Origin of the sequence: Hymenobacter volaticus (assembly GCF_022921055.1) — a bacterium.
Lineage (GTDB): Bacteria > Bacteroidota > Bacteroidia > Cytophagales > Hymenobacteraceae > Hymenobacter > Hymenobacter volaticus.
In genome coordinates this window covers 448,463-465,076 of sequence record NZ_CP095061.1, presented here as the reverse complement: position 1 = coordinate 465,076, position 16,614 = coordinate 448,463, and the positions used below count along the sequence as shown (strand labels likewise).

General features: G+C 52.1%; 21 protein-coding genes. 10 read left to right on the top strand and 11 right to left on the bottom strand.

From position 1 onward, the window contains the following. Positions 1-9 precede the first annotated feature (9 nt). The 8 genes from MUN86_RS01985 to MUN86_RS01950 all read right to left on the bottom strand — a co-directional run bounded on the left by MUN86_RS01985 (position 10) and on the right by MUN86_RS01950 (position 6,964). A complete protein-coding gene (locus tag MUN86_RS01985) occupies positions 10-897 on the bottom strand; it encodes a DUF6089 family protein (protein ID WP_245121108.1) in 888 nt (295 codons plus the stop codon). Between the two features lie 124 nt (positions 898-1,021). Continuing rightward, complete coding sequence (locus MUN86_RS01980) at positions 1,022-1,915, bottom strand: NAD kinase (RefSeq protein ID WP_245121106.1); 894 nt, start codon at positions 1,913-1,915, stop codon at positions 1,022-1,024. Positions 1,916-1,950: 35 nt separating this feature from the next. Beyond that, positions 1,951-3,384: a POTRA domain-containing protein gene (locus tag MUN86_RS01975; protein WP_280640633.1), complete on the bottom strand. Its 1,434-nt coding sequence runs from the start codon at positions 3,382-3,384 to the stop codon at positions 1,951-1,953. Positions 3,385-3,422: 38 nt separating this feature from the next. Then, positions 3,423-4,109, bottom strand: coding sequence for a CBS domain-containing protein (locus tag MUN86_RS01970; RefSeq protein WP_245121103.1), 687 nt, complete (start codon positions 4,107-4,109; stop codon positions 3,423-3,425). A 268-nt stretch (positions 4,110-4,377) separates the two neighbouring features. Further along, entirely contained in the window at positions 4,378-5,160 is a 783-nt protein-coding gene (locus MUN86_RS01965) for an alpha/beta fold hydrolase (RefSeq protein WP_245121101.1), read from the bottom strand. Between the two features lie 4 nt (positions 5,161-5,164). Next, complete coding sequence (locus tag MUN86_RS01960) at positions 5,165-5,785, bottom strand: anthranilate synthase component II (RefSeq protein WP_245121099.1); 621 nt, start codon at positions 5,783-5,785, stop codon at positions 5,165-5,167. A gap of 101 nt (positions 5,786-5,886) precedes the next feature. Beyond that, a complete protein-coding gene (locus MUN86_RS01955; protein ID WP_245121097.1) occupies positions 5,887-6,408 on the bottom strand; it encodes a CvpA family protein in 522 nt (173 codons plus the stop codon). Positions 6,409-6,499: 91 nt separating this feature from the next. Next, entirely contained in the window at positions 6,500-6,964 is a 465-nt protein-coding gene (locus MUN86_RS01950; RefSeq protein ID WP_245121095.1) for a GatB/YqeY domain-containing protein, read from the bottom strand. A gap of 228 nt (positions 6,965-7,192) precedes the next feature. Here MUN86_RS01950 and MUN86_RS01945 point away from each other — a divergent pair, with 228 nt between their 5' ends. From MUN86_RS01945 to MUN86_RS01905, 9 genes are all read left to right on the top strand, one after another. Continuing rightward, positions 7,193-7,906, top strand: a complete 714-nt coding sequence (locus tag MUN86_RS01945; protein WP_245121093.1) for a pyridoxine 5'-phosphate synthase — start codon at positions 7,193-7,195, stop codon at positions 7,904-7,906. A gap of 124 nt (positions 7,907-8,030) precedes the next feature. After that, positions 8,031-8,291, top strand: coding sequence for a hypothetical protein (locus tag MUN86_RS01940; protein ID WP_245121091.1), 261 nt, complete (start codon positions 8,031-8,033; stop codon positions 8,289-8,291). Beyond that, positions 8,261-9,028 carry a tRNA 2-selenouridine(34) synthase MnmH gene (mnmH, locus tag MUN86_RS01935; RefSeq protein WP_245121089.1) on the top strand — a complete coding sequence of 256 codons (768 nt, stop codon included), beginning with the start codon at positions 8,261-8,263 and terminating at the stop codon, positions 9,026-9,028. Before MUN86_RS01940 ends, mnmH begins: the two co-directional genes overlap by 31 nt. Then, positions 9,018-9,407, top strand: coding sequence for a VOC family protein (locus MUN86_RS01930; RefSeq protein WP_245121087.1), 390 nt, complete (start codon positions 9,018-9,020; stop codon positions 9,405-9,407). Before mnmH ends, MUN86_RS01930 begins: the two co-directional genes overlap by 11 nt. Before the next feature lie 38 nt (positions 9,408-9,445). Next, positions 9,446-10,498, top strand: a complete 1,053-nt coding sequence (selD, locus tag MUN86_RS01925; RefSeq protein WP_245121085.1) for a selenide, water dikinase SelD — start codon at positions 9,446-9,448, stop codon at positions 10,496-10,498. A 3-nt stretch (positions 10,499-10,501) separates the two neighbouring features. Continuing rightward, positions 10,502-11,101, top strand: coding sequence for a PH domain-containing protein (locus tag MUN86_RS01920; RefSeq protein WP_245121083.1), 600 nt, complete (start codon positions 10,502-10,504; stop codon positions 11,099-11,101). A 232-nt stretch (positions 11,102-11,333) separates the two neighbouring features. Next, on the top strand, positions 11,334-11,864 hold the full coding sequence (locus tag MUN86_RS01915; RefSeq protein WP_245121081.1) for an alpha/beta fold hydrolase: 531 nt from the start codon (positions 11,334-11,336) through the stop codon (positions 11,862-11,864). Positions 11,865-11,911: 47 nt separating this feature from the next. After that, the gene (locus MUN86_RS01910) at positions 11,912-12,109 is read left to right on the top strand and encodes an alpha/beta fold hydrolase (RefSeq protein ID WP_375379460.1); all 198 of its coding nucleotides are present in this window, start codon (positions 11,912-11,914) and stop codon (positions 12,107-12,109) included. Between the two features lie 109 nt (positions 12,110-12,218). Beyond that, positions 12,219-12,929 (top strand): SAM-dependent methyltransferase, encoded by a 711-nt coding sequence (locus MUN86_RS01905; protein ID WP_245121079.1) that lies wholly within the window; start codon positions 12,219-12,221, stop codon positions 12,927-12,929. Positions 12,930-12,944: 15 nt separating this feature from the next. Here the strand turns inward: MUN86_RS01905 and MUN86_RS32215 are convergent, their stop codons facing one another. Genes MUN86_RS32215 through MUN86_RS01895 form a run of 3 tightly spaced genes read right to left on the bottom strand, consistent with a single transcriptional unit; the run spans position 12,945 to position 15,400 of the window. Further along, positions 12,945-13,682, bottom strand: coding sequence for a nucleoside recognition domain-containing protein (locus tag MUN86_RS32215; protein WP_375379459.1), 738 nt, complete (start codon positions 13,680-13,682; stop codon positions 12,945-12,947). 5 nt (positions 13,683-13,687) lie between these two features. Next, a complete protein-coding gene (gene feoB, locus MUN86_RS01900) occupies positions 13,688-15,124 on the bottom strand; it encodes a ferrous iron transport protein B (protein WP_375379458.1) in 1,437 nt (478 codons plus the stop codon). A 6-nt stretch (positions 15,125-15,130) separates the two neighbouring features. Next, positions 15,131-15,400 carry a FeoA family protein gene (locus tag MUN86_RS01895; protein WP_245121077.1) on the bottom strand — a complete coding sequence of 90 codons (270 nt, stop codon included), beginning with the start codon at positions 15,398-15,400 and terminating at the stop codon, positions 15,131-15,133. Between the two features lie 205 nt (positions 15,401-15,605). On the opposite strand from MUN86_RS01895, the gene MUN86_RS01890 reads away from it, so the two are divergent. After that, entirely contained in the window at positions 15,606-16,508 is a 903-nt protein-coding gene (locus tag MUN86_RS01890; RefSeq protein WP_245121075.1) for a carboxypeptidase-like regulatory domain-containing protein, read from the top strand. The last annotated feature ends 106 nt before the right edge of the window (positions 16,509-16,614 follow it).

The window sequence follows — 16,614 nt, the reverse complement described above, 5'->3', positions numbered from 1 at the left end:
ACAGACTGGTTAGCGGAATTTGGGGCTTTTAACGCGCGGGGCAAGAATGTAGTTGAGCGTGAACCCAGCTTGAACGTACCAATCATCCTCGTTATTTTTGCCACGTTGGTAACCGGACTGGTTGTTCTCATTCCAAGTCCCATCTAGGCCAGCACCCGCGCCGCCAGTAATATCCCATCCGAAATATTGAGCTGCGGTAGATGTCAGGCTGCTACGGTTAGCTACGTATTTGTCGCTTACGTCGTCAAGGTAGTCATTAAACGTCTTACGAAAACCAATTTCAAAACCTAGATCAAAGCTTTTGTTGAGCTTATAGCGTGCTCCAGCGCCAAAAGGAATAGCAATGCCAGCTCTGTTGTAATCTTTGCCTTCAGTTTTCAAAGGCTGCAACGCTACATAGTTGTCATTGTTGTCCAACCCTTTTGGATTGCCTGCATAACCTGCAAGGCCAGCAAACAAGTAAGGCACAAGATCCGGACGCTTGATGTAGTTGTTCCGGTTAGGAATCAGGTCAAAAATAGCTACTGCGGAGAGTTCGGCAATATCATTGCGGAAATTCATGTTCCGGTTGTAGCGAAACTTAGCATCAGCGTCATTCTGATCAGCGGCTTTAGCGTCGCTGCCCGTAATACGACCATAGCTCAAACCTCCACGACCAGAGATACGCGGAGTAAAGCGGTGCGTGAAAGTAACGCCAAGATTGGGGCGGGTGGCACCGAAACGTAAGCTTGGAATGCTAGGCTTAGGAGTAATATCACCGAAATAGTTCATAGCTGTCAGCGTTACGCCGACTGAATTATACTGCTTCCGCTTCGTGAACTGCTGCGCATCCGCCGCAGGTGCTACTAGCAGCGAAGCCAACAGCAACGTAAGAGTGTAATTGAAAAACTGCTTCATATTGGAGCGAAAGTTAGTAATAGCGAAAGTAGGAGTCTGATCTGGAGGAAACACAGTAACAGTCAGCAACAAAAGTAGAAGATATAGGGAACTAAAAAAACAAATAGCAGAAAAAGTATATCTGTCAAACTGGAATTCCAGCCGGATTTCGCCGATCTAGCCCCCAGTTTAACTTGCTACGCAGAGTACTTAGGAAATTAACATGATTGAATTTTACTAAGCGCACAGAAAAGCTCTCTCGTCTAACTGCAATTTGCACCCCCGCATCAACCGCTACTGAACGTGAATCAAGGGAAAGCAAAAATTGATTGCTCCTCCCCTCAATTTCAAATGAAATCACACTGCGATCCGACACGATAATAGGACGCACGTTGAGATTGTGAGGGCATACGGGAGCAATGATAAAATTGTTTGTCTGTGGTAGCATCACTGGTCCACCACAACTGAGAGAGTACCCAGTAGACCCAGTTGGAGTGGCTACTACCAGACCATCGGCCCAGTAGGAGTTCAAGTATTCTCCATCGATATAGGTGTGGACCACAATCATGGAGGAAGTATCACGCTTGAGGATACTGAACTCATTGAGCCCAAAGTTGATACCACCAAAAGCATCTGGATCGGTTTCCACTCGGATTAAGCTCCGATCTTCCAAGACGAAATGGCCTTTGAAAAGCGCATCCATGGCTTGCGCGATACGGTCGGGAGTAACGGTGGCTAAGAACCCGAGCCGGCCTGTGTGAATACCGAGTATAGGTATCTGTAGGCTACCCACATAGGTAACGGTGTCGAGCAAGGTACCATCGCCGCCTATGCTGAGGACGAACTGCACGCCCCGCAACGAGTCATCCCGGGTGAAAGTGGAAACGCCGGCGGGCAAGTTGAGCCGTTGGGTTAAGTAATCATGAAAAGATTTGACTACAAGAATGTCTGTCTGGCGACTGGCTAGATCATCAAGCAGATTCTGCACAAAAGGCAAACTTGCATCGTCAAAGGGTTTCCCTAGAATGGCAATTTTCATAACAGAATCTTAATCTGCGTACAGCAGACACTATATCAAATGGGAAATTGGGAACGGAAAAAGAAGCCTCCTTGGCCCCGCCGGGTACGAGTGTATTCGAAAGTAAAAACTCGGTCGTAATACGTTACCAGATGCATTGCAAGCCCGGCAGAAGCAAGCAAGCGGCCAGGCAACTGGTTGCTCGCCACAACCGAAGGCGTGCTTACGTAACCTGCATCGATAAAGGTATTCAAATAGAGTACGAGCGGAATGGTGTTGACCTTAGGATTAGGTATCCCATCTAGTTGCACTTGGCCTGCATCGAAGAGACGGTAGGAGATGCCTTGTTGCGCCAATGCATAATGTCGACCATCCACTACGTACGGGTCATAACCTCGCACTAGCACGTCATAGCCAAGTGCTCGATTGTCGGCGTAGGAGAAGCGCTTACTAAAGCGCATCTGGCCCTGTACAGCACCACTGTAGTAGAACTTCCCACCAAGTGGCACATAGCGGGCGTAACGAACTCGCGTTAGTAGCTGCGAAGGAGCCTCTGTAATGAAGCTGCGGTACACCACTTGGGCTTGTAGGTATCGACCACTGAGCGGATAAGCGAATGTATTGCGTTGATTAAGAACACCGCTTAAACTAAAGTCCAAATACTCCCGGCGGGTACGGCCAAGGTAGTAGTCGGGATTGAGGTGATTTACGGAATCAGTAATTGCCTCTTGATGATAGCTGACATCGAAGGCAGCAAGCAAGCGTACCGTTTTGCGCCAACGCAACCCTGCCGTAACGTAGCGCCGCTCGATTGGGAAGCCATCTTGAGGGCGAAAAGTAACAAGCCGGTCATGCACCGTGGCATAATCGAGAGCCCGAGCACGATAGTAAGAGAAACCCGCTCCCACGCCTACTCGGCGCCGACGGCCATAGCCGGGTGCTTCATAGAACAACTCGTACTTGCGGTTGAAGCCTAACTGTAAGTTCGCCAGCAGATTTTCATTGCGTCCCCGAAAATTTCGACGCGTCAAGTGTACGCCATAGTCAACCCGACGCCAACGGTCGGAACGATCGGCCCAGGCACGAAAGTTACGATCAGCAATGGAGAGGATAGGAACCGGGAACGTGTACCAACGCTCTTTCACGCTGAAGAGAACGGTCATGCTGCCATCATGACAAGCTACCTCGCACAGTACTTGGTGAAACAACTGTAGATTGAAGAGCCGGCGGCGATTTGCTTCAATCCGAGTTGCAAGGGTAGAAGCCTGCAGCGTGTCCCCCTCGCCGAAATCTAATTCGGCCCGGAGAGTACGCTCTTTGGTTACTTCATTTCCCACAAAAACTATTGCGCCTACCCGAAGGGTAATGTAGCCAGGACACGCTACAAGTGCCTGTAAGGTATCGGGAAAGGATGAGCGGTTGGCACCAAGAGAAGAGAGAGCTAAAGCAGGAACAGCACGAACTGTAGCGGTAGCAAAGAAAAGTACCACCCAAATCAAAAAAGCTCGTGTGTGCACCCGGTTGCCGCTTACAGGCTTAGGTATCTGAGCAGCGCATCGTACCGCTCCTGTTCGTTCTCGCCTACCTCGGCTACGCCATTGAACTGCGCTGTAATGGCATAGCCAAAGCGCTCCAAGGTAGCAGCAATACGAGTAAGGGAAGGAGTGTTCACCTTCAGAGTGAGACGAATACGGTAGGGGTCGTGTTCGTCTTGCGCTACGTGGGCACTCAGCACTTTGGCGTTGTTCTCTTCTATGTATCGACTGATAGTCCCCAAGGAATAGTCGCGCTCTTCCATAGAAAGCACAATCACTGCTCCCTGTCCAGGAGCAATAGGCGTCTGACCGAAAGCGGCTAGGGTATCACTAACGGTTACTACGCCCATATATTCCCGCTGGTCGTCGAGAACAGGAACAAGCTGAATCTTATTTTGAATAGCTATTTCCATGACGCTGTAGAAGTGCTGATCGTGCTGCACGTGCACATCGGCATAATTCAACGAAAGGTCACTTAGTAGCTGATTATTTCTCTCGGCTTGTTCAGCATCAGCTAAATCGGCCCCCGTGATTAGGCCCCGGTAGGCTCGGTTGTCTAGTACGGGCAATTGGCCAACGTGGAATTCCTCCAGCCATTTGGCCGCTTTCCCGACGGTATCCGACACCTTCAAGGGCGGAATCATCTGGTTGAGCAAGTCTTCGGCAATCATCGAATGCATCGGCGGATATGAGGAATTAAACGACTAAAATAAAACCAGGCGGGCGGGTTAGGGTTGCGAAAACTGAAACACCTAGTTGCGACCACAAGTCACAACATCAATAAATACGGAGCGGCAACAAACTTGGAGTTTGAGAAGCCACAGATATACAAAAAAGTTTTCAACGGCTTACACCGAAGAGCCAGTAATCTAAAGAGACCACCTAAGCCGCAGAGGTTGCTTTTGTTTGAGTGGCCTCTATACTTCCTTCTGCATGAGCGTTTTACTCTCAGCTCGCAGCTACCGCTTCCTTCTCGGTACGGCGCAAAAACTGACTTAGCAACACATTAAATTCCCGAGGGCGCTCCATCATGGGCGCGTGGCCACAATGGTCGAGAAAACGCAACTCGGAATTGCGGATGAGATGATGAAACTCGTGTGCCACCACCGGCGGAGTAATGGTATCATTGAGCCCCCAAACCAATAAGGTTGGCACCCGAATCCGACCTAACTCCTTGCCGAGATTATGGCGCTGAGCTGACCTAGCAATAGAAATGATGCGCAGGCACTTGGCGTTGGAGTTGGTAACGTCGAACACTTCGTCTACTAGTTCTTTGGTGGCCACGGCAGGATCGTAGAAAGTGTACGCTACTCGTTCCTGCACATAGCCATAGTTGCCACGCTTGGGGAAAGAGCCGCCCATGGTATCCTCGAACAGGCCGCTGCTGCCGGTGAGCACCAGCCGATTTACCCGCGTCGGATTCCGCAACGTGTATTCGAGCCCTACATGGCCGCCCAACGAATTACCGAGCACCGTACAGGATTCCGTCAGGTGAATGGCCGCCACAAATTCCTCTACATACTTCACCAAGCCCGGCACGCCCGCCTGCGTGAGCGGCATCTCATAGATGGGCAGCAGCGGAATGATAACGCGGTAGTCGGGGCGGAAGTGCTCTACTACGTCTTGCCAATTGCTAAGGGCCCCAAAAAGACCGTGCAATAGCAGCAGTACCGGACCGGCACCTTCATCGACGTACTGAAATTCGTTGCGTTCTTTGATTTGCAATTCCATCTTTTTAGTGGGTAACCGATGTGGTATTCGTCACCGGACCCTCTTCTACAATGATACAATACCGAACCCAATTGCGCAGCATCGAGAGGCCGTGGGTGGTGAGCAGCGCTTCGGGGTGGAACTGAACGCCCACCAGCGGCAAGGTAGTATGACGCAGCGCCATGATTTCGTGGGCTGCGTCGGCGGTGTACGCCAACGGGTGCAGCACAGGAGGCAAATCAGTTACTACCAGTGAATGGTAACGCGTGACGGGCATCTGCCGTGGCAGTTCATGAAACAGCCATTCAGTAGCTGCCACCTCCATTTCCGATACTTTGCCATGCATGGGCCGGGCCGCACGGGTCACAGTAGCCCCGAAAAATTCGGCTAAGGCCTGATGCCCCAGACATACTCCGAGCATTGGAACACGTTGATGCCAAGCGGCAATAACTGCCATCAGGTTGCCGGCTGCTGCTGGCGTACCAGGTCCCGGCGACAAAACCAACGCATCAAATTTCAACTCCTCTAGTTGGGCCAGTGGCACATCGTTGCGCACGATCTGCACCTCGCACCCCAGTTGCTGAAAGTAATCCAGCAAGTTGTAAGTGAAAGAATCGAAGTTGTCGAGCAGCAGCAGGCGCGTCATGGCAGTAAGTCAGTAGCTGAAGTAAGCTGGCAAAGCCTCTTAGAGTTCCTGCACAGCCCCTTTCAGGAAAACGTATCTTCGCTCGACTACCCCTTTGTTCGCTAAAACACTGTGCGTAGCTTCGTTAGCAGCGTGCTGGCGAAAGGCATAACGAAGCCAACAACTTCCAGCGCGAAGGGAGTAGCCTGGCGCACGACGGGCAGCACTTGCGAACTAGCAACAAGGGTAGGCGAAATGAGTTGCAACCCCGATAAGCCGATTCCGTGCAGCAGCAAGCTCAAGCCTAACACCCACTTCAGGACGCCGACTGCGCCGCCACCTAAGTTGTCGAGAACACCTAAGGGCGTGAGATGCACCGCTTTCTTCACGAAACTGCCCAGTAAGTGTACGCCCCATACAATGGCAGCAAACACCAGCAGGAACGCCACAAGTGGCAGTAACCCAAAGGCTTCTCCTACATAGTGGCGTACCAACGGAATAGCATCGCTTAGAAGAGCTAGGCCGCCTACCGCCCCCAAAACAAACGCCAACAACGACGCTATTTCTAATACAAGCCCCCGCTGAAAGCCTTTGACGGCTCCTATGCCCAATGGAATCAGCAACAGAATATCGAAAGCGGACATAAACGGAAAAGCTAGAGTAAAGGCGCTAGAAGCAAAAAGACAAAGGCAGCAAGTTGCTCGGCCATCATTTCGTTTCTAGCACCTCCACTGCTTACACATTCGTGTTGTTGAGCAGGTTGTTTACCACTTGCGAAATCATTCGGCCGTCGGCCTTACCGGCTAGCTCACGGGCTGCTACGCCCATTACTTTGCCTAAATCCGAAGGGCCGGTAGCTCCTACGCGCTGGATGATGCTGACTAGTTGCTCCACCAGATCGGCTTCGCTGAGCTGCTGAGGCAGATACTCTTCGATGATGGCTAGTTCGGCTAGTTCCACTTCTTCGAGGTCGGAGCGAAACTGTTTGTTATAGGTTTCAGCGGCTTCGCGGCGCTGCTTGGCGGCTTTCGTTAAGAGCTTGACTTCGGCATCGGAAGTGAGGGATGCACCGTGCTGCCCTTCCGCTGTTTCAGCCAACATAATTTGGGACTTGATGCTGCGCAGAGTAGTAAGACGAGTTTTGTCTTTGGCCAGCATGGCCTTCTTGATATCTGCGTCGATTGTTTCTTTCAGAGCCATAATTCAGAGGAAATGAGAATGCAAGATTACGTGTTTTTAAGTGATGCAACGGAAGCCATGGCTAGACACAGCCATGAGGCATCGTAAGCAGGTAGCTAGTTTGTGTTCAGTCGGCAACTTTGCGAAACGATAACCCGAGTCATCAGAAGCATACTTGTAAAACAGGGCGCGTAGCTCGGAGTTGTATCTTTGGTTTCTTCCAGGCCACTCCGTCAGAAACACCTTAACATGACCAAGCTTAGCGTAAACATAAATAAAATAGCTACCCTGCGGAATGCCCGCGGCCATAACCGTCCTGACCTTCTGCAGGTAGCGCGCGACTGTGAACGGTTTGGAGCGCAAGGGATTACGGTACACCCGCGGCCCGATGAGCGCCACATCCGCTACCAAGACGTCCGCGACTTAAAACCTATTGTTACCACCGAATTAAACATAGAGGGCAACCCAACTCCCGATTTTCTGAACCTAGTGCGCGAAGTGCGTCCAGAACAAGTAACCCTGGTGCCCGACGCACCCGATGCCATTACGTCGAATGCCGGCTGGGATACCGTAAAGCATCAAATCTATTTGATGGGTATTGTGCAGGAACTAAAGGCATTGGGCTGCCGGGTTAGCATTTTTCTGGATCCGAACCTAGAAATGGTGAAGGCCGCTGTTGGCACTGGCACCGACCGGATTGAGTTGTACACCGAAGACTACGCCCGCCAGTATCACCACGACCCAGAGGCCGCCCTCCTCCCCTATCGTACGGCCGCCGACTTAGCGCATCAGCTTGGCCTCGGCGTCAATGCGGGCCATGACCTCGACCTCGACAACCTGGCGTATCTGCATCGAAACATGTCTGGGCTGGCGGAAGTGAGCATCGGGCACGCCTTGGTCTGCGATGCACTTTACTTAGGCCTCGAAAACACAATTCAACTCTATCGGCGTCAATTGGCGTAAAGGATCAATAAAAGTATGAGCAAGATGTGCTCCTCCTTAGCTCATCCTACCTAGTTGTTGATCCTATGTCCCGTTTGCCTCTCTCCGAATTCCTACAAGGCCCGAAAACACACCCGTCTTGGATGTGCGTGCTCCAATAGAGTACAGTCAGGGCCATATACCGGGTGCGCTTAGCTTCCCTCTCTTTACCGACGAGGAACGGGCCCGCATCGGCACCACCTATAAGCAGGCTAGCCAAGACAAAGCCGTACTACTCGGCTTAGACTTGTTTGGGCCGAAAATGAGTCAAATGGTGAAGGTGGCTTCCAAGCTGGCTCCGGGAAAGAAGTGCGGGTGCATTGCTGGCGCGGTGGCATGCGCAGTGGGGCGGTGCAGTGGCTACTAGAGTTAGCAGGCTTTAAAGTGCACTTGCTTAACAAAGGCTATAAAGACTATCGACAATGGGTACTGGCTCAGTTTGCCGAGGCTCGGCCGCTGCTTGTGCTGGGTGGCCTCACAGGCTCTGGCAAAACCGATGTACTGCACGAGTTGGCTGGCTTAGGCGAGCCAGTAGTGGATCTGGAAGGGCTGGCTAGTCATAAGGGCTCGGCGTTTGGCAGCATCGGTTTGCCACCTCAGCCCACTCAAGAACAGTTCGAAAATGACTTAGCTGCGGCCTTGGCACAGCTTTCATCTGAAACTCCCATTTGGCTGGAAGATGAAAGCCGCACGATTGGCGGTATTCATGTGCCGCCACCCCTATTTCGGCAGATGAGCGAGGCGTCGTTGGTAGTGCTGGAAATCCCGCGGGCTGTGCGGGTACGCAAGCTAGCCGAAGAATATGGCCGCGAAGACCCAGGCGCTCTGGCTACATCAATCCTACGAATTCGCAAACGCCTAGGCGGCCTCGCTACCAAAGAGGCGTTATCGGCTATCGGCGAGGATGATATGGAGAAGATGGTGAGTTTGGTGCTAGATTATTACGACAAGACCTATAACCACGGTCTTACGGGCCGCAAGGCCATCCGCGTGCCTTCCGATACTTGCGACGCTGCCGTGAATGCACAATTAGTAAAAGTGGCCGTGCAACACGCCAACTTATTTTCTTCAGTTTCCTCCAATACACCTTCCAGTGGTACCTAAGCTGCGCGTTGCCCGCCCTACCGACAATTTACCGGAGCTACTGCGCTTCTACCGCGACGGACTAGGATTGGTAGAACTAGCTTCGTTCACCGCGCACAACGGGTTTGATGGGGTGATGCTCGGCCACCCACAGGCACCTTATCACCTGGAATTCACGCACCAACCCGGCCACCACGTAGGTCGGGCGCCAACTTCCGACCATCTGCTGGTGTTCTACTTACCCAACCTGCCCGACTGGCAGGCGGCTACCCAACGTATGGAAGCCGCAGGTTTCAAGCCAGTACCGGCGTATAATCCGTATTGGGACCAACACGGTACCACATTCGAGGATCCCGATGGGTACCGTGTTGTGTTGCAGCACGCGGCTTGGAAGCTGTAGCGGCTTCAATTGTTTGCTACTTTACTACTACACCACCAATGACCACCGAGACCACCGACCAGATTCGCCTTACGCAATACAGCCACGGGGCCGGCTGCGGCTGCAAAATTGCGCCCAAGGTGCTCGACCAGATTCTGCACACCAGCATTCCGCAACCCCACGACGACAAGCTCTTGGTTGGCAACTCTTCCCGCGACGATGCCGCCGTGTACGATATCGGGGGCGGCCAGGCCATCATCAGCACCACCGACTTCTTCATGCCCATTGTCGATGATGCGTATGATTTTGGGCGCATTGCCTCGGCCAATGCTATTTCTGATGTGTATGCCATGGGTGGCCGACCGGTTATGGCCATTGCTGTGCTGGGTTGGCCTATCGACAAGTTGGCTCCCGAAGTGGCGCGCCGTGTAATTGAGGGCAGCCGCAGCATCTGCCAGGAAGCCGGCATTCCGCTGGCCGGTGGCCACAGCATCGATTCGCCGGAGCCCATTTTTGGACTGGCTGTAACGGGGATGTTGGCCATTGAAAACCTTAAGCAAAACGACACGGCCACTGCTGGCTGCGAATTATACCTCACCAAGCCGCTAGGTGTTGGCATGCTGACTACGGCCCAAAAGCGTGGCATCCTGCGGCCCGAAGACGAAGCCATTGCCCCGCGCAGCATGATGCAACTCAACAAAATAGGCGCCGACTTAGGCAAGCTAGCCGCCGTACGCGCTATGACCGACGTGACTGGGTTCGGCTTACTCGGGCACCTTTCGGAAGTTTGCGAAGGCAGCAACCTCACGGCCGAAGTGGAATTTAGCGCCGTCCCGCTTATTCCCGAAGCTGAATCGTACCGAGCGCAAAAGGCCATTCCGGGTGGCACAGTACGCAACTGGGATTCCTACGGCCACAAGATTGGCACGATCACCGACGAGCAGCGGGCGTGGCTTTGTGATCCGCAAACTTCGGGTGGTTTACTCGTGTGCGTCGAGCCAACTGGCCGAGAAGAAGTACAGGCCGTTTTCAAGCAGCACGGGTTGGCATTGGAGCCGTTTGGCGTGCTACGTGCCCATCAGCCCGACGAAGCCTGGATTCAGGTGCGGTAGGCAGTGAAGACTATTTCGCTGTTGCGGCCTCTGCTGGAGTTCGGGGCCGTTGTCGTAGCCCTTATTGTGGGGCTACGACTTATTACGGGCTTATTTGGAAGCCGCCGCAAAATGTACCGAGTTACATTTCAGCGGCAAGTAGCCTTACTGTTTTGGCCACTGCTTTGTTTGAGCGTGGGCCTGCCTTTCCTTGTATCGTTTCTGTTTGCCGGCACTTTATCAACCTATGAACTAGTGCTGTTGATACTGATTTCGGCACTGGTGTTGGGCTTTGCCGGTCCTGCTTTTCTGCTCCATCTACACTATTACTTGCACAACCACGATACCGAGCTACTATTCGAGCCCAAACAAAACGTTTTGGAGGTATATCAGGATGGACAGCGGCTGCCCTTCACCCGAGCCGACATAGACAGGGTGATATATGCCCGCTGTACTTCCCGAAGTCTGTTCTGGAGCAGTTATGAGTATGTTCAGCTGCATTTACACAACGGACAGATACTGACTATAACTTCTTTACTGCTAAAACTGACTCCACTAGCCGATTTCCTACGCAATACCCGACTAGAAACTTGCCAATATCTATTTTGCACCATCCGGTCATAGAAGACCGTCACAAGGCTATGACCTCAATGCGGCTCGAGTAGTATGGGCGCAGGAAGTTGATGTTCTCAACAACTTTTACTGAGTGCATAGGTGACGTAATTGCCATCGATAGCACACTCGGCCCCGAAACTGTAGTGCAGGCTGAACTGCCGCATTAGCTAGCAACTAGCTGCTGATTGCGCGCAGATGTGCCCGCTACTCCCGACCTTTGCTCGCTCTTTCTGCTTCTACTATGTACCTCCATCACCGCGAAATAGGCCAAGGCGCTCCCCTAGTAGTTCTGCATGGCCTCTTCGGCACCCTCGACAACTGGCAAACCTTAGCCCGCCGTTGGGCCGACGCAGGGCTTCGTGTTATAAGCGTTGATTTGCGCAATCATGGCCGCTCTTTTCACACGCCCGAGCATACGTATGAATTGATGAGCGACGACGTGCTGGCCTTATTCGACAGCCTACAACTAGGGGACAACGCTACGTTGCTCGGCCATAGCATGGGCGGCAAGGTAGCCATGCGTTTCGCCCTCGACCACCCCAACCGATTGGCTCGCCTAGTAGTAGTAGACATTGCCCCCCGGTTTTCCGACATGGCGCACCAAGACGAAATAGTTGCGGGCTTGAATGCCGTGAACCTCAACGTTCTCGAAAGCCGGCAACAGGCCGATGAGGCACTGGCTGTTCATATCCCCAACCCGGAGTACGGCAGTTTTTACTCAAGAATCTTTACCGTCAGGAAGACAATTCTTTTGCTTGGCGACAGAATCTGAGTGCTCTCACTGAGAACTTAACGCACATCGGAGCCGAAATCAGTAGCTTGACGCCTTTCTTAAAGCCAGCACTCTTTATTCGCGGTGGCAAGTCTGATTATGTTACCGCTGAAGACAAACTCTACGATATCCCGGCCTTGTTTCCCAACTCCCAAGTGGAAACCATAGTGGACGCTGGCCATTGGGTGCACGCCGAAAAGCCAGACGAGGTGTTTGAACTAGTGCAGGCATTTGCCAAAAGCTAGTTGCTGCCTACTTTCCAGCGTGCTATTTGCCACAACGTGTTGCTGCTTTTCTAGGCGACCGTGCGCTTGGCTTGCTAGTACTTACTCCATGCTCAACACTTGATTCAACTTGAAGCCCGGCATTCTCTATCTGATTCCTACCATTCTGGCCGACGAAACGGCTCCGCAGGTGCTGCCGCCACAGATTGCTGCGCATGTAGCTGCGTTGTCGTATTTCTTGGTGGAAAATGCCCGTACCGCTCGGCGTTTCATCAAAAGTGTAGCACCCGCCCAGGTAATTGAGGATCTGCGCATCAGCGTTATTGATAAAGACAGTACTGAAGCGCAAATACAGGCGGCTCTAAAGCTAGTACTAGCCGGACAGGATGCGGGAGTCATTTCGGAAGCTGGCTGCCCCGGCATTGCCGACCCTGGGGCCGAGTTAGCACGGGCAGCACATACGCTTGGTATTCGGGTGGTGCCGCTGGTGGGGCCGAGCAGCTTACTGCTGGCCCTTATGGCTTCGGGCATGAACGGGCAGAGTTTCACGTTTCATGGCTACTTGCCTATCGACCGAAGTCGGCGAGCGGCTGCAATCAAGCAGTTGGAAAAGCTAGCATTAGCCCAGCATCAAACCCAGCTTTTCATCGAGACACCTTACCGCAACATGCAGTTGCTGGAAGATTTGCTAAGCCAGTTGCACTCGGCTACTCGTTTGTGCATTGCTGCTAGCCTCACGGCTCCCAACGAATATGTGCGCACCAACACAATAGCCGGCTGGAAAAAAGCCGGGCTGCCTGAAATTCACAAGCAGCCTGCTGTATTCTTGGTAGGCCGATAGACTGGAAGCTGTAGGTTATTTCAATAGCTGATATACCAACAGCGAAGCCACGTAGGCCAATCCAGTCATGTAGAAAAGCTGGAGCAACGGCCAGGCCCAGCCTTTGGTCTCGCGGTAAGTAGTGGCCAAAGTGCTCATGCACTGCATGGCAAACACGTAGAAGACTAGCAAAGAACCCGCGCGAGCCGGGGTGAAGAACGGCTGCCCATCCGGCCCTTTTTCGGCGGCCAGCTTTTGCTGTACTGTTAGCTCGTTGGCATCCTGCCCCACGCTATAAATGGTTGACATAGTGCCCACAAACACCTCGCGTGCGGCAAACGAAGTCAGCAGCGAGATTCCGATCTTCCAGTCGAAACCGAGTGGGCGAATAGCAGGCTCAATTAGGTGGCCGAACTGCCCCGCATAAGAAGATTCCAGCTTTTCGGAAGCAACATGAGACTCGGTTTCTGGCTCGCTCATACGTTGTGCGGTGGCACTTGTACGGGCCCGCTGTTCAGCTTGCTCCAGAGCATTGCCGGGACCATAAGAAGCCAGTACCCACAGTATCACCGAAATGGCCACGATAACCTTGCCAGCCTGGAAGACAAAGGCTTTCACCTTTTCAACGATAGTCAAGCCCACATTTTTCCAACGCGGCCAGCGGTACACCGGGAACTCCATGATGAAGTAACTCCGCTCCTTGGTCTTCATGAACAGCTTCAGCACCCACGCCGACCCAACTGCCGATACAAAACCTAGTAGGTATAGACCCATTAATGCTACCCCCGCAAATTAAACACGCCGAGCACCGGCTGATCGGGCACCACCAAACCGATAAGTACCGTGTATACCGGAATTCGAGCTGAACAGCTCATCAGCGGCGTGACGAAGATGGTAATCATCCGGTCCTTACGGTTCTCGATAGTACGGGCACTCATGATGGCCGGCACGGCGCACGCCATACCTGAAATTAGGGGTACAACGCTCTTACCATTCAACCCGAACTTACGCATGATGCGGTCCATCATGAACGTAACTCGCGCCATATAGCCAGTTTCTTCTAGCACAGCGATGAAAGCAAACAGCAAAGCAATCTGCGGAATGAAAATTAGCACGCCGCCTAGGCCCGCCAGCACTCCTTCTGTCAGTAGGCTGATAAGGGGCCCATTGAAATTCGATTGGATCAAGCCATTAATCCAGGCTACACCTTGGTCAATGAGTTCCATTGGATAACTGGCCCAAGAAAACACCGCCTGAAACAGCAAAAACAAAATCAACAGAAAAATCAAGTAGCCCCACACACGGTGAGTTAGCACTCGGTCGATGCGGTTGCTATACGGCTCGGCTTTTTCAGTGCGCGTCACCGACACAGCATCCAGCAGCAATTCATTGATGCGACTGTAACGGTCAATGGTTTCCTGTGCTTGCCGAGGAGTAGGCTCGAAGTTATATTTAGCGACAAGCTCCCCTATATACGCCTTGTCATCAGCACTCAGGAAACTGATGTGGCGAAACTGGTGCGCGTAATGCAGCGCCAGATAGTCGTTGTGCAGGTTGAAGTAGTACCGAATCTGCCGCAGCATAGGCAGCAGCGACTCATCAGGCTCATAAAACCGGTTGGTGCCAGCATCGAGTTGTTGCGCCATCACAATTTTGAGCGCCGCTACCCCAATGCCTTTGCGGGCATTCATCGGAATAATGGGCACGCCCAGCTCTTGCTGCAATGCTTCCAGATCGATATTAATACCGTGCTGAGCAGCCACATCCATCATGTTCAGCGCGAGCACTAAAGGCAGACCTAAGTCAGCAAGCTGTGTAAACAGCAGCAAATTACGCCGCAAGTTGCTGGCATCGGCCGTCACTACCACGAAGTCCGGATACTGCGCCGAAGCCCGATCGTAGAGCAGATCAGTTATTACCTTCTCATCTAGACTTTTAGGATAGAGCGAGTATGTGCCCGGCAAATCGATGATTTCCGCGCGGTGCTGCGGCGTAAGCTGGCTTACGCCGGTTTTACGGTCTACCGTCACGCCGGGAAAATTGCCGACTTTCTGGTTGAGCCCCGTGAGCTGATTGAAAAGCGACGTTTTGCCTGAATTAGGATTACCAATCAGCGCTATTCGCGTGAGGCTACGTGACGCCGCACCAGTGGCTTCCAATGTGGCGGCCGAAGCAGCCGCCCCAGCAGGTGCGATACGAATTCCGGCACTACTCATGCGCGGTTACTCCTTCAATAAGATAGTAGCTGCTTCACTCACCCGCAGCGATAAGGTGTAATCGGCTGCCTCGCCTACCACTAGTGTAATAGGGCAGCCTAAAGGCGCCCGACTGTTAAGCCGTACCAGTGTGCCCGGAATACATCCCATTTCCAACAGTTTGAGCGCCATTTCCGGGTCCTTCAGGCAGCAGATTGTGCCGCTCTCACCTAAACGTAGATCTTTCACACTCCGAGGAGCAACAACAGTTTGGGCGGAAGCGGAGCGAGCAGACACGGCAGCAGAGTTATTTAGACTTACTTTAAACAAAGGTACAACCCATTTAGGTTTCGCCCAAGTCAACTCAATTACTAGAATCACTCTACCTCAGCCTTATAAATATTCCTTTTCACAATTGCATTTTTATAAATATTTTAAGAAAACGTACCGAAATTCGGCTTTATCATTTTACTTTTGGGATATAACACTAGCCTGATAACATATGCTCCAACGCGTACTTGCTTTCGTCACCTTTCTTTTGCTGTTACCGGCGCTGGGCATGGCCCAGGAGAATCGTCTGTCCGGTCGCATTGTCGACCAAAAGACGAAAGAGCCCATCCCTTTTGCCTCTATTGGCTTGAAAGAGGAACAGACCGGTGCTCTTACCAATGAGTATGGCTTTTTCCAGATGGCAATGCCAGAGAAAAATGCTCAAGACTCACTTATTGTATTAGCCTTGGGCTACAAGCGCATGGCTGTACTCGTGAAACGTGGCAACGCTAACCTTGCCGACCTTATCATTGAAGTGCCAAAACGCGTTGTCGAATTGGCCAACGTAACAGTGAAAGGTGGCAAAGTTAAAGATTTGTCTCTTGGCTCGAAAGCTGCTGCACCGGGCGAAGGCATGATTCAAGGTATGCCAGGTAGCCAGTACGCCTTCTTCGTGAAGAACGATAAAAACAAGAAGCTCGGCAACGTGCGCTCAGTTTCGTTCTACATCGGGGAAAACGGCTTCCCCCGTGAGCCTTTCCGGGTGCGTCTCTACAAGGCTGATGGAAACTACAACTCGCCTAATACCGATATTCTCACTGAAAACGTGGTGGTTTCGGCTCCCAAAGGTGGCGACTGGTACACTATCGACTTAACACCCTACAACATTGAAGCGCCTACAGAAGGATTCTTTGTCGCTATGGAGTGGATTGTAAGCGGTGACAAGTTCTACACCACCAACTTTATGGACACTTATACGCCTTATGGTCAAATCATGCGTCCAACCTTCGAGTTCAAGGAAAGCCGGACTTGGAGCTACACTATGGGCAAAGGCTGGAGCCTGCTGACTCTCGCCAGCAATGGCCAGCGCTACAATGCCATGATCAAAGCAGAAGTAGACCAAATCAAGGACTAATCTTATACCCTAGCTATCAGATAATTATCTCTATAGCTACCACTCGATAATTTTATAAACAAGAAAGGCCCACTCCTTATGGAAGTGGGCCTTTCTTGTTTTGTGT

Bases quoted from the DNA above. Each gene is read 5' to 3' on its own strand.
- MUN86_RS32215 (WP_375379459.1), bottom strand. From the start codon at position 13,682: ATGGGTCTATACCTACTAGGTTTTGTATCGGCAGTTGGGTCGGCGTGG.
- feoB (WP_375379458.1), bottom strand. From the start codon at position 15,124: ATGAGTAGTGCCGGAATTCGTATCGCACCTGCTGGGGCGGCTGCTTCG.
- MUN86_RS01970 (WP_245121103.1), bottom strand. From the start codon at position 4,109: ATGCATTCGATGATTGCCGAAGACTTGCTCAACCAGATGATTCCGCCC.
- MUN86_RS01890 (WP_245121075.1), top strand. From the start codon at position 15,606: ATGCTCCAACGCGTACTTGCTTTCGTCACCTTTCTTTTGCTGTTACCG.
- MUN86_RS01985 (WP_245121108.1), bottom strand. From the start codon at position 897: ATGAAGCAGTTTTTCAATTACACTCTTACGTTGCTGTTGGCTTCGCTG.
- MUN86_RS01965 (WP_245121101.1), bottom strand. From the start codon at position 5,160: ATGGAATTGCAAATCAAAGAACGCAACGAATTTCAGTACGTCGATGAA.
- MUN86_RS01950 (WP_245121095.1), bottom strand. From the start codon at position 6,964: ATGGCTCTGAAAGAAACAATCGACGCAGATATCAAGAAGGCCATGCTG.
- MUN86_RS01955 (WP_245121097.1), bottom strand. From the start codon at position 6,408: ATGTCCGCTTTCGATATTCTGTTGCTGATTCCATTGGGCATAGGAGCC.
- MUN86_RS01945 (WP_245121093.1), top strand. From the start codon at position 7,193: ATGACCAAGCTTAGCGTAAACATAAATAAAATAGCTACCCTGCGGAAT.
- MUN86_RS01915 (WP_245121081.1), top strand. From the start codon at position 11,334: ATGTACCTCCATCACCGCGAAATAGGCCAAGGCGCTCCCCTAGTAGTT.
- MUN86_RS01980 (WP_245121106.1), bottom strand. From the start codon at position 1,915: ATGAAAATTGCCATTCTAGGGAAACCCTTTGACGATGCAAGTTTGCCT.
- selD (WP_245121085.1), top strand. From the start codon at position 9,446: ATGACCACCGAGACCACCGACCAGATTCGCCTTACGCAATACAGCCAC.
- mnmH (WP_245121089.1), top strand. From the start codon at position 8,261: ATGCGCAGTGGGGCGGTGCAGTGGCTACTAGAGTTAGCAGGCTTTAAA.
- MUN86_RS01960 (WP_245121099.1), bottom strand. From the start codon at position 5,785: ATGACGCGCCTGCTGCTGCTCGACAACTTCGATTCTTTCACTTACAAC.